Annotated in this window: 13 protein-coding genes; 6 read left to right on the top strand and 7 right to left on the bottom strand. The window is 41.0% G+C overall.

Features of this window, described 5'->3' with window-relative positions; translation table 11 throughout:
* Positions 1–373: 373 nt before the first annotated feature.
* Positions 374–1042 carry a YkyA family protein gene (locus NSU13_RS07005; RefSeq protein WP_342489960.1) on the bottom strand — a complete coding sequence of 223 codons (669 nt, stop codon included), beginning with the start codon at positions 1040–1042 and terminating at the stop codon, positions 374–376.
* 232 nt (positions 1043–1274) lie between these two features.
* On the opposite strand from NSU13_RS07005, the gene NSU13_RS07000 reads away from it, so the two are divergent.
* Together NSU13_RS07000 and def are read left to right on the top strand one after the other, a co-directional pair.
* On the top strand, positions 1275–1469 hold the full coding sequence (locus NSU13_RS07000) for a YjcZ family sporulation protein (protein WP_141545650.1): 195 nt from the start codon (positions 1275–1277) through the stop codon (positions 1467–1469).
* 111 nt (positions 1470–1580) lie between these two features.
* On the top strand, positions 1581–2138 hold the full coding sequence (def, locus tag NSU13_RS06995) for a peptide deformylase (protein WP_024424751.1): 558 nt from the start codon (positions 1581–1583) through the stop codon (positions 2136–2138).
* 38 nt (positions 2139–2176) lie between these two features.
* Here the strand turns inward: def and NSU13_RS06990 are convergent, their stop codons facing one another.
* Positions 2177–2956, bottom strand: a complete 780-nt coding sequence (locus tag NSU13_RS06990) for a Cof-type HAD-IIB family hydrolase (RefSeq protein WP_081124342.1) — start codon at positions 2954–2956, stop codon at positions 2177–2179.
* Between the two features lie 397 nt (positions 2957–3353).
* Here NSU13_RS06990 and NSU13_RS06985 point away from each other — a divergent pair, with 397 nt between their 5' ends.
* Complete coding sequence (locus NSU13_RS06985; protein ID WP_008345114.1) at positions 3354–3563, top strand: DNA-directed RNA polymerase subunit epsilon; 210 nt, start codon at positions 3354–3356, stop codon at positions 3561–3563.
* A gap of 5 nt (positions 3564–3568) precedes the next feature.
* Positions 3569–5236 (top strand): ribonuclease J1, encoded by a 1668-nt coding sequence (rnjA, locus tag NSU13_RS06980; protein WP_012009818.1) that lies wholly within the window; start codon positions 3569–3571, stop codon positions 5234–5236.
* A gap of 92 nt (positions 5237–5328) precedes the next feature.
* On the opposite strand, the gene ade is transcribed toward rnjA, so the two are convergent.
* From ade to NSU13_RS06955, 5 genes are all read right to left on the bottom strand, one after another.
* Complete coding sequence (ade, locus tag NSU13_RS06975; protein ID WP_081124341.1) at positions 5329–7059, bottom strand: adenine deaminase; 1731 nt, start codon at positions 7057–7059, stop codon at positions 5329–5331.
* Between the two features lie 262 nt (positions 7060–7321).
* Complete coding sequence (locus NSU13_RS06970; protein ID WP_008345123.1) at positions 7322–7990, bottom strand: TrkA family potassium uptake protein; 669 nt, start codon at positions 7988–7990, stop codon at positions 7322–7324.
* A gap of 37 nt (positions 7991–8027) precedes the next feature.
* Positions 8028–8864, bottom strand: coding sequence for a gamma-glutamylcyclotransferase family protein (locus tag NSU13_RS06965; protein ID WP_081124340.1), 837 nt, complete (start codon positions 8862–8864; stop codon positions 8028–8030).
* A gap of 4 nt (positions 8865–8868) precedes the next feature.
* The gene (locus tag NSU13_RS06960) at positions 8869–10179 is read right to left on the bottom strand and encodes an ATP-binding protein (protein ID WP_046310821.1); all 1311 of its coding nucleotides are present in this window, start codon (positions 10177–10179) and stop codon (positions 8869–8871) included.
* A gap of 145 nt (positions 10180–10324) precedes the next feature.
* Positions 10325–10603 carry an AbrB/MazE/SpoVT family DNA-binding domain-containing protein gene (locus tag NSU13_RS06955; RefSeq protein ID WP_024424746.1) on the bottom strand — a complete coding sequence of 93 codons (279 nt, stop codon included), beginning with the start codon at positions 10601–10603 and terminating at the stop codon, positions 10325–10327.
* Positions 10604–10879: 276 nt separating this feature from the next.
* On the opposite strand from NSU13_RS06955, the gene mreBH reads away from it, so the two are divergent.
* Both mreBH and NSU13_RS06945 read left to right on the top strand, forming a co-directional pair.
* The gene (gene mreBH / locus NSU13_RS06950; RefSeq protein WP_024424745.1) at positions 10880–11887 is read left to right on the top strand and encodes a rod-share determining protein MreBH; all 1008 of its coding nucleotides are present in this window, start codon (positions 10880–10882) and stop codon (positions 11885–11887) included.
* 74 nt (positions 11888–11961) lie between these two features.
* A complete protein-coding gene (locus tag NSU13_RS06945) occupies positions 11962–12093 on the top strand; it encodes a protein YkpC (protein WP_003210922.1) in 132 nt (43 codons plus the stop codon).
* Positions 12094–12154: the final 61 nt, after the last annotated feature.

Below are 12154 nucleotides of genomic sequence, written 5' to 3'. Positions count from 1 at the left end.
TGTCGTGAATCCATTTATACATACAGATATAGGATAACCCAAAATACTCATATGACTCCTGTATATAATAGCCACTAAGATCGTTGTCGAAACATTGGTTGATCACTCGTTTTTGAGTCCTTATAACTGTATTAACGATAGTTCACAAAAAACTAATACAACTTCTGTTAACAAGGAATAGTTTACAACAAGAAAAATAGTCCGTCAATTGATTTAACGGCTTTATTTAAATAAATGTATTCGCTTTACTTTTTATGGTGAACTGTATCAATCTGTTTAACAAACAACCTAATCTGTACTAGTATAGAGTGTACTGCTGTACTACAATAGAAAATGTTTGTTTTTGTCGAAAAATAAAAAAAGAGCTGTTTTTTCAGCTCTTTTTCGATCCTTGATCTGCTGCTTTATACAAAGCCTGTTTATGATCATTCAATTGATCTGTATATCGATTGAACTTCTTACTTTCTTTTCTGACTTTGCTATATGAACGATTCACGGTCTTCAGCTTTGACTTCAGCTCTTCATATCCTAGATCCTTTTTCTTTAAAGATTGATACAAAAGCTGATCTTGTTTCAGCGCCTTTTGATACTCCTTGTAAAGCTGATCATATGACGCATATCGTTTCTCGATTGATTTGACCGTTTGATCTGCTTTCTCTTTTAACTCCGCATCTTGCAATCGTGCAGCAGATTCCTTTACTGTTTTCAATTCTTTTTTCGATTCATCCATACTGACTTTTTCTGTTTTTAAATGTTCTTCTCTTTGTGCTGCCGATTCTAACGCCTGATCAGAAAGGCTTGCCACTGTTTTTGTATGGTCCTTTGTTGTTTGAATCATTTTTTTATACAGCTTCTGCTCTTTTTCCTCATAGCTTTGCAGTGTACCTTGCTCTTTTTCGAAGGATGCTTCTTTTTCACTCATTTTCGTCATCGCGTCCTGCATATCATTGAACGGATTTTGACCTCCGCACCCTGTCAGCAAAAGGGTACATATCCCCGCTAAAGCAGCACCTGCTTTCATGCTTTTTTTCATCTGTCTCATCACAAGGCCCCCTTTACATCTCCACATACCACTATAATTTTTATAGACGTTGGTGACAAGGAAAGAGGTCAGTCAGATGAGGCGGAGAAGATTTTTTTCAAGCAATAGGCGCATGACTATACAAATAGTGCATTCATACATAGTTTATATTACACGCTTCGCCTTCACTTATGAGAGGCCAAGTGTATTTCCAAAGGAGGTCAAAAGTATGTCTAATTATAGTCATGGAAGTATGTATGGTGGATACGGCGGTTACGGGTATGGATTCGGTGGCGGATATGGCGGCGGCTGTTGTTACCCAAGTTATGGCGGTGGATACGGATGCGGATACGGCGGCGGACGTACATTCGCTTTAATCGTTGTGCTTTTCATCCTATTAATTATCGTTGGCGCAGCATTCTTAGGCGGCGGCGGTGGCTGCTGCTAAGGCTGTTTAAGCCTCTGACCGGTCTCACAGGACCGGTCTTCTTTATTTCATTGCATATGTTGTGTATCATTTTATATACTTTACATACAAAGGAAATAGGAGTGAAGTTTTGTGATTACCATGGATGATATCGTAAGGGACGGACATCCCGTCTTAAGACAAACAGCTGAAGCGGTCGAGCTCCCGCCGACAGAAGAGGAAAAACAGCAATTAGCTGACATGATCGAATTCGTCAAAAACAGTCAGGATGCTGACATTGCTGAAAAATACGGACTAAGACCCGGCGTTGGATTGGCAGCTCCGCAAATCAATATTAGTAAACGCATGATCGCTGTTCACTGTGAGGATGAAGACGGAGAAGAATACAGCTATGCTCTGTTCAACCCGCGTATTGTCAGCCATTCAGTCAAAAGAGCTTATTTAGCGACTGGTGAAGGCTGCTTATCAGTTGATGAAGCCATCCCTGGATTTGTTCCTCGATATCAAAAAATCAGGGTCAAGGCCACTACGCTTGAAGGAGAGGACATTGATATCCGTCTAAAAGGGTTCCCCGCTATTGTTTTTCAGCATGAAATTGACCATTTAAATGGCATTATGTTTTATGATCATATTCAAAAGGATCAGCCGTTCGCTGAGCCAGAAAACTCTGTTGCGATCGGCAGATCATAACATAAAAAAGAAGACCCGCGATCTAAGGGTCTTCTTTTTTATTCTTTAATGAGGCCAAGCTGGGTCACTGCATGGAATATGCCGTCCTCATCTACCGGCTTTGTCACAAAATCAGCCAATGCTTTCAGTTCACTCACAGCATTTCCCATCGCCACGCCTGTTCCAGCAAACGAAATCATTTCTCTATCATTCAATCCGTCTCCAAAGGCAATGGTATCCTTTTGATCGTAAGGAAGTCTTTCGATGACTCGTTTGATTCCTTCAGCTTTTGATCCGCCTTTTGGCAGAACGTCCGTTGACAGCTCATGCCATCTGACAAGGTCAATTTCTTCGCGGAATGCCTTATACTCCACTTCCTCTTCTGCCTTACAAAATAACAGCATTTGAAAAATGTCGTTTTCTTTAAAGAAAGATACATCGTGCTCAGGATGCTCTGTTTTCAAAGTACCGATTCCTTCATGGATAAACGGATGATTCGGCACAGACGCCTTCATCGTTTCTTCTCCCATAAAAACGAGCGGATGATCATGACGATCCGCTGTCTCATAAATCCGCTCCATCAGCTCCTGCTTCAGCGGATTGCCGTAAATAACGTCTCCCTCATACATGACATACTGACCGTTATAAGCAATGAATGAGTCAAGCCCTAATTCTTCTAAAATGGGCCGGATCAGAAAAGGAGAACGCCCAGATGCAATAAAGAGATGATGACCTTTTTCTTTTAATAAATGAACCGCTCGCTTCGTTGACTCAGGTATATTTTTATCATGGTCATATAAAGTACCGTCGATATCAAAGAAGATGACTTTTTTATTCATATCTCGCCCTCCTGCTCTTCGTTATGTATACACACTCCCTTTCATCATACAGAAAGATTTCAGCTTTCGAAACCAATTCCTTTTGAAAGCGCCTATTTCCCACATATAACCATGTAACATTCAATAGAAACATCATATAATACAAGTATATAGAGAGACCGGAACACACTGGTTAAGCTTACTTCAACCCGAAAGGAGGCGGCATGTGATGCTTCGTCGTCTGCGTAAGAAAATTCGAAGACAATGGAAGGACATGCTTCGCAAAAAATCAATTGCTTAAAAGGATCTTCCGCACATTTGCCGAAGGTCCTTTTTTCTCAGAGACTTTTCTTATGCGCGTTTTTTTAATATAATAGAATAAGCGAGTGTAACATACGGTATTTAAGGAGAGATTTGGATGATATATAAGGTATTTTTTCAGGCAAGTACTACTGAGGTACCTGTAAGAGAACACACAGATTCACTATACGTTGAAGCGGTTTCTGAAAGAGACGTACGCGATAAGTTGAAAAAACATAACTACAACATTGAATTCATTCAGCCTGTAGACGGTGCTTTTTTAGACTATGAACGAGAAAGTGAAAATTTTAAAGTATTGGAGCTATGAGAGGAATGAAATTTGTTAAAAACGATCAGGCGGCAGTTTTTGCGCTCGGCGGTTTAGGCGAGATCGGTAAAAACACGTATGGCGTTCAATTTCAAGATGAAATCATTTTAATTGATGCAGGCATTAAGTTTCCTGAAGACGAGCTTCTTGGAATTGACTACGTCATCCCTGACTATACGTACTTAGTTAAAAACGAAGATAAAATCAAAGGTCTTTTCATCACTCATGGACATGAAGACCACATCGGCGGTATCCCTTACCTTCTTAAGCAAGTGAATATTCCAGTTTACGGCGGCAAACTCGCAATCGGCCTACTTCGTAATAAATTGGAAGAGCATGGTCTCTTGAGACAAACAAAACTTCATATTTTTGAAGAAGAAGATACCATTAAATTTAGAAAAACAGCTGTGTCTTTCTTTAGAACGACACACAGTATTCCAGATTCTTATGGAATTGTCGTCAAGACACCTCCTGGTAACATCGTACATACAGGTGATTTCAAGTTTGACTTTACTCCTGTTGGCGAGCCTGCCAATTTAACCAAAATGGCTGAGATCGGAAAAGAAGGCGTTCTTTGTCTTTTATCTGATAGTACAAACAGTGAAATCCCAGAATTTACGATGTCTGAAAGACGCGTAGGTGAAAGCATTGATGACATCTTTAGAAAAGTCGATGGACGCATCATCTTTGCCACGTTTGCTTCAAACATTCACAGACTTCAGCAAGTGATTGAGTCTGCTGTTGCCAACGGCAGAAAAGTCGCTGTATTTGGACGCAGTATGGAGTCTGCTATTGATATTGGACAAGATCTTGGCTATATTAAATGTCCAAAAAACACGTTTATTGAACATAATGAAATCAACCGCCTTCCGGCAAACAAAGTGACCATTCTTTGTACTGGAAGCCAGGGTGAACCGATGGCAGCTCTTTCTCGTATTGCGAACGGTACTCACCGCCAGATTTCCATTAACCCTGGAGACACTGTTGTCTTCTCATCTTCACCGATCCCAGGTAACAATATTAGTGTAAGCCGCACCATTAACCAGCTTTATCGCGCCGGCGCTGAGGTCATTCATGGCTCGCTTAATAATATTCATACATCTGGTCACGGCGGACAAGAAGAACAAAAACTCATGCTCCGTTTAATTAAACCAAAATTCTTTATGCCGATTCACGGTGAATATCGCATGCAAAAAACGCATATCAAACTTGCGAATGATTGCGGCATCCCTGAGGAAAACTGCTTTATCATGGATAACGGTGAAGTTCTGGCACTGAAAGGTGACGAAGCAAGTGTCGCTGGCAAAATTCCATCGGGCAACGTGTATATCGACGGAAGCGGTATTGGCGATATCGGAAACATCGTTTTAAGAGACCGCCGCATTCTTTCTGAAGAGGGCCTTGTTATTGTAGTCGTCAGCATGGACATGAAAGAATTCAAAATCTCTGCTGGTCCTGATTTGATCTCAAGAGGTTTTGTCTACATGAGAGAATCTGGAGACCTGATCAACGATGCACAGGATTTAATTTCGAAGCATCTTGAAAAAGTAATGGAACGTAAGACAACTCAGTGGTCTGAAATTAAGAACGAAATTACTGACACCCTTGCACCTTTCCTTTATGAAAAAACAAGACGCCGTCCAATGATCTTACCGATTATTATGGAAGTGTAATCACAAAAAGAGACACAAGCCGCTTGGCTGTGTCTCTTTTTTTCACCGTTCATTGAAAAAACCGCATATATACATATGCGGTTTCTCTCTTTTTATGATTGAATTGGGAGATGCTGAAAGCTTCTGACATCAAACAAACCCTTTGTCGTCATTTTCACATCAGGAATGACTGGGAGTGCCAAGAAGGACAGCGTCAAAAACGGATTAAAGTCTAAAATAAAACCTGTTTCTTTTAACGCTTCATGGAGTGCATGAAGGCTTTCATTTACAAGATGTGCCGGCTGATCTGAAAGTAAACCAGAGATCGGTAATGGCAGTGTATGAAGAGTCTGGCCCTCTTTGACAACAGTCAAACCGCCGCCTGCTTCTTTTAACGCGTCAATGGCTTTCACGATATCAGCATCATTTGTGCCAACCGCAATTAAATTGTGAGAATCATGCGCAACCGTTGTTGCAATTGCGCCCTTTTCTAATCCAAAGCCGCTGACAATCCCTATCCCCATTTCAGATAAGCCTTGATGGCGTTCGACAAGCACCATTTTTAATAGATCTCTTTCTGTATCACTAGTGAATTGTCCGTTCGTTTCTGAAGGAGAGATTTGTTCTAATTTTGTTTCTAGCTGATTTGGAATAATGCGGATGACATTCATTTTTTGATGAGCTGTGATAGGCAGAGCCAGATCTTGCTCTTGAACGTCTATAGCATGAACAGATTGTAATAAGGCTGGACTCGGTGCAATTTTTTCGACACCTGGCTTGTACTCTCCATGCTGCGCCACTAATTCTCCAGCAATAAATACGCTGGTAATGTCTACTTGATGAAGATCAGAGACGAGCATAAAATCAGCATCAAAGCCTGGCGCAATGGCTCCCTTTGTTTTGAGGCCAAAACACTCTGCTGCGTTTAAACTTCCCATTTGATACGCTAAAAATGGGTCTAACCCTTCTTTTATAGACATACGTACTTGTTCATCAATACTTCCTTCAGCCATTAAATCATCTAAATGTTTATCATCGGTACAAAAGAAAAAGCGTCTCGCATTCTTTTCATTCACAGCTGGTAAAACGCTTTTCACGTTTTTGGCAACAGAGCCTTCTCTCAGCATGACATACATGCCTCGTTTTACACGTTCAAGGGCTTCTTCGGCTGTTGTCACCTCGTGATCTGTTTGGACATTCGCTGTGCGGTAAACGTTTATTAATCGGTCTGTTAAGCCTGCTAGATGGCCATCAATCAATTTATTCTCGTTTTGAGCATCAAGCAGCTTTTGAAGCATATCTTCTTCTGCCTGCTCCACACCGACGTAATCCATCACCTCAGCAAGACCAAGAACCTCTTTCTCTTGATACAAAGGCTTTAAATCTTTCGCTTTTAAAACAGCACCTGATCGTTCAAAACTGACTGCCGGTACGCAGGATGGCAGCATGAAATAAATATTTAAGGCAGCTTTTCTCGCTTCTTCCAGCATAAACCGGATGCCTGTGATCCCTGACACATTGGCAATTTCATGCGGGTCTGTTACGACAGTTGTCACACCGCGCGGGACGACAGCTTTGGAGAATTCAGCAGGGGTAACCATAGAGGACTCGATATGAACGTGGCCATCAATAAAACCGGGTACAAGCGTTTGACCTGCTGCATCCAGCTCCTGTTCTCCCTCGTACTCTCCAATCCCTACTATTTGTCCATTTTCAACAGCGACATCAGCGTCTATCCATTCCTGGTTAAACACGTCCATAACTTTCGCATGTTTAATCACTAGGGCTGCTTTTTTTCTCTTTGCAGCTACCTCAATTTGATGTCTGAAAAGCTCCTTATCCAACGACACTGCCTCCTCCAAGTAAACAATATAATGTTTCTTATCGTAAACGAATCTGTTTGCCCAGTCAATGACATTTAGAGAAAATCACCCAGATAAAAAGACTGATTTTTATTTCTGAATAGTGATAATTGAATGAAAAATATGATGAATGACTTTAGCTGTTTATGCAGAACAAAACAGCCCTTTTAAATGTCTTCTTCCCTCTTCACTGTCCACCTCATGTGTACATAATCATATTAAAAAACACCCCGCCTAGGAGTGTTTAATAATCGTTCTGCATTTCTCGTTTTTCAAAACGTCCGATATCGGCAACTGCCCCAATGACAATCAGAATATCTTCTTTTTGAATCATTTCATCTGCGAGCGGTGAAACAATCACTTCTTTTCCACGCTTAATCGCCACAATATTAATGCCATATCTCGCTCTAATATCGAGATCTAAAAGAGAATGCCCTGCAAGCCTGCTGTTGGCAACGATTTCAATGAGGCTGTACTCATCTGACAGCTCAAGATAATCTAATACGTTATTGGAGATGATTTTATGTGCAATTCGTCTGCCCATGTCCCGCTCTGGATGAACGATGCGATCAGCTCCAATTTTATTTAACACTTTTTCGTGGTAATCGTTTTGCGCTTTTACTGTGACCATTTTAACGCCAAGCTCTTTCAGCATAATCGTCGTTAAAATACTGGCCTGAATGTTTTCACCAATCGCAACGATGACATGATCAAAATTGCGAATGCCGAGATTTTTTAAAACAGATTCGTCCGTCGAATCACCAATGACCGCATGTGACGCAATTTTCGCGTATTCGTTCACTCGATCTTCATTCATATCCATGGCCATGACTTCAAGTCCTTCTTCGCTCAGCGCCTTGCAAATACTTCCGCCAAAGCGTCCAAGACCAATGACTGCATATTCCTTTTTCATGTTCAGACTCCTTTTATCTCACTTACCATGCATTTTACTACGGTTTGATTAATGAATCCATATGCGAGCGAATTTTTTTGCGGAATGCTTCACTTAAGTAAAGATCTGCTCCTTTTTCAATTTCACTGCGGTAATGACCTGGCGGAGCAATTTCTTCGCTCTTTTGAAGAACAAGAAAGGTTAAACAGTCTTCATATATCTGATCACCTATTTTGACATCGACAAAAGCTGGACGATATGTGCCCTCATAGACGCCTTCTCGTTTGTACAAATATCGAATGGCATCAAAAGGAACCTCATATAAAAGGCCTTCTGTTTCTCCGCCGTCTTCTACCATATCGGCTCTTGATCCATCAGGCCTTACCAATGTAAATCTAGTTGTAAAGCCGTTCAGAGCACCGCCGCCGATGATTTGTTTAAAATAATGATCAACTTCCGCCAGTTTAAATCTTGCATCATCCATACAGGAGCCATAGGCAAAATAATAGAAGGATGCCGGCTGCTGCTGCCACATTCTATATTCCTTCCAGCAGCCGCTCTCGATCTCCTTCAGCGATGATGCTTTCTGCTTTGGTAAAGTGTATGTAACAGCCGCCACCGGCCCTTTGTCTGTCATGACATCGACCACCTGCTTGTCATACCCTTCCTCAAGCAAATCTATCTTATTCAGCGTGCTTGCGGTTACCTCGTACAATTCTCCATATACTGTGCTTTTCTCTTTTAGAACGCACGCAGGGTATCCTTGACCTGTATCATAGATTCTGCCGCTGATCCAAGCTGATTTAGCTAATGGCCTGCTTTCTTTCATATACGTCTCGTGGTGCTCTTCATGCTGCAGAAGCGTCCCATATACAAATAAAGCTTTCGCCTTCATGAAATCACGTCCTCTCGCCTTGCTGGTGTCTGCTTTTTTGCCACACAGGTAAATAGATATGAAAAGCTGTACCTTTTCCCAGCTCACTGACCACATCCATCCTACCGTGATGATCTTTTAAAATCGCTGCACAGATGGTGAGGCCAAGTCCCGTCCCTTCTGTTTTTGTGGAGAAGAAAGGATCATATATTTTCTGAATATCCTCTTCAGACATCCCTTTTCCTTCATCTTGAATGGTAATTTTCCATTCGTTCATCACTTTTTCTGTTGATATGTATATACTGCCGCCTTCAGGCATTGCCTCAATGGCATTTTTGATTAAATTAATGAACAGCTGCTTCATTTGGTTAGCGTCTGCTAATATAGCGCCGGCATCCTGCTTTTTAAATGGCTGTTTGAGATCAATATTCGAAAGGACTGCATTGGTTTTTAGCAATGTAATCACCTGTTCTAACAGTCCATGAAGCTGAACTTCTTGAAAATGGACCGACTGCGGCTTTGCCAGCACCAGCAGCTCACTTAAAACAAAATCAATCCGTTTAATTTCAGAAAAGATAATGTCAAAATAATCGGTTCTTTCAGGATATTGTGTTTTCATCAGCTGTAAAAAGCCGTTTACTGAGGTCAGCGGATTTCTGACTTCATGGGCGATTCCAGCGGCTATTTGTCCTGCAACGGCCAGCTTTTGCGCCTGCATTTGCACTTGTTGATTTGATTTTTCAAGCTCAAGCTTTGCCAGCTTTTGTTTTGTAATATCTGCAACTGTTCCAATACCTCCAGTAAACTGGTGCTCCTCATCAAAGTAGAGCTTATAATGAACGTCTCCCCATACTTTCTTTCCCTCTTTATGAAGAAGCTGCAGCTCGATCCGCCCTGAATCTTTATGCTCTTTGATGACAGATGACAAATGCTGAATAACTCTTTCTTCTTGATCAAAGTACTGATTGTACATCGTACCTAGACATTCATCTATGTCATAGCCGGTCATTTGTTTCCATGCTTGATTTAAGAAAATGATGTGCCCTTTTTCATCTGTTTCAAAGACAATTTCTTGCAAGTTATCTGTAATTCGATTCAGCCGCTCTGTCAGTTCGTGTGCTTCTTTTTCTCTCTTATTTAGATCTGACACAAGTAAATTCAAGCGGTCTACATATCCTGAGACAACCCAGATCCCTGCTAACACAACGACTGTAAAGGCTAGATCGAGCGGCCAATTAATTTGATAGCCGCCTACATAATAAAAGAAATCCCAGCTTATGATTAAGATAAATGCAAGAACAGATAACACGATCCGCACTTGATATGTTTTGTTCAAATGATTCCACCTGCCGCCCTGAGATTCTTTGTCAATTGTACCATTTTCCACTTATTTTTTGAGGGAGATGGGGCATTTTTAAGGAACTTTTTTAAAGAAAAAATAGCCTGTTCTCAGCACAGAGGAAGAGAGCAGGCTATTTTGATTACTTCTGAAGAGCTTCTTGCAGTTCTTTTAACAGCAGTTCTGCGCCTTCAGCGCTTAATGTAATTTGACCATTTCCATATTCATGGTTCTCTGATGTAATCTCACCAGTCATGAGACAAACGCCCTCTGGCTGATATTTTTTCAAGACGATTTTATCTCCATCTATAAAAAATTCCATACTGTCTTTAATAGCGATATCAAGTGCTCTTCTCAATTCGATTGGCATCACAATACGCCCTAGTTCGTCTACTTTTCTTACGACTCCGATAGATTTCAATTTCGTTCCCTCTTTCTTTCATTAGCTCAAGATCAATCTGTTTTTCACCAATTGATATATCGTAGACGTAAGAGATTCTTAAAAGGTTTCTCCTCTATAAAAATTTTTTTCATAAAAGAAAAAACAAAGGGAAAATTTATTGTGATTGTCAAAATGATACTTGAATTTTACAGATTCATTTCAAGGTGATCACAAACCCCCACAAATGACATCAACCCTCTGAACTTTTAAATGTAAAATTGTTTAAAACAGCAAAAATAGAGATTGGGTGAAAACATGTTTCAAAATGCCGAAATTGGAATTGATTTAGGAACAGCTAACATATTGGTTTATAGTAAAAATAAGGGAATTATTTTAAATGAACCGTCCGTCGTAGCAGTCGATACAGAAACAAAGACTGTACTTGCCGTCGGATCAGAAGCAAAAGAAATGATCGGGAAAACACCTGGGAAAATTGTTGCGATCCGTCCGATGAAAGACGGTGTCATCGCTGATTATGATATGACAACAGATTTACTTAAACAAATCATGAAAAAAGCAGGAAAAAATATCGGGTTTACCTTCAGAAAGCCAACTGTCGTTGTATGTACACCTTCTGGTTCAACAGCTGTTGAGCGCCGCGCCATCAGCGATGCTGTGAAAAACTGCGGAGCAAAGCATGTGCATTTAATTGAAGAACCTGTTGCAGCTGCAATCGGTGCTGATCTTCCGGTAGACGAGCCTGTGGCGAACGTCGTAGTCGATATTGGCGGCGGAACAACAGAAGTTGCGATCATTTCATTTGGCGGCGTTGTCTCTTGTCATTCGATCCGAATTGGCGGCGATCAGCTGGATGAAGATATCATTACGTTTGTCAGAAAGAAATATAACCTATTAATCGGCGAACGGACGGCCGAGCAGGTGAAAATGGAAATTGGATATGGTCTTATTGAACATGAGCCTGAATCATTAGAAGTGCGCGGTCGCGACCTTGTGACAGGTCTGCCAAAAACGATCACACTTGTCTCTCATGAAATTCAAGGCGCCATGCGAGAATCACTTCTTCATATTTTAGAAGCGATCCGTGCCACATTAGAGGACAGCCCTCCAGAGCTAAGCGGAGATATTGTAGACCGCGGCGTCATTTTAACTGGCGGAGGCGCTCTTTTAAATGGAATTCAAGAATGGCTTTCTCAAGAGATTGTTGTTCCAGTCCATATTGCAGCCAATCCCCTTGAATCTGTTGCCATTGGAACAGGTCGTTCATTAGAAGTGATCGACAAATTGCAAAAAACTTTAAAATAATCTTCTTGTTCTACTTCTTTTTTTGTCATTTCGATCATATCGTGAGAAATGGATAAACGTGAAGGAGGAAGAACATGTTGCTTGATTTAGGTAAACGGGTCGTTGTCACAGTCATTTTAACGGGTATTATTTTAGGAGGAATGAGCCTGTCGTTTTCACATATGCCGCCTTCTAATGCACAGCCTGTGAAACAACTGAACCGCTAAAAAAGCCGCACGAAAGCGGCTTTTTTATTTTGGCTTTAAACGGGCTCCCCATTTTCCTTTT

The sequence above is a fragment of the Bacillus sp. FSL M8-0049 genome, from assembly GCF_038593355.1.
Lineage (GTDB): Bacteria > Bacillota > Bacilli > Bacillales > Bacillaceae > Bacillus > Bacillus safensis.
Note: the sequence above shows the minus strand (reverse complement) of the source record. Positions and strands in the feature narration are given on the sequence as shown.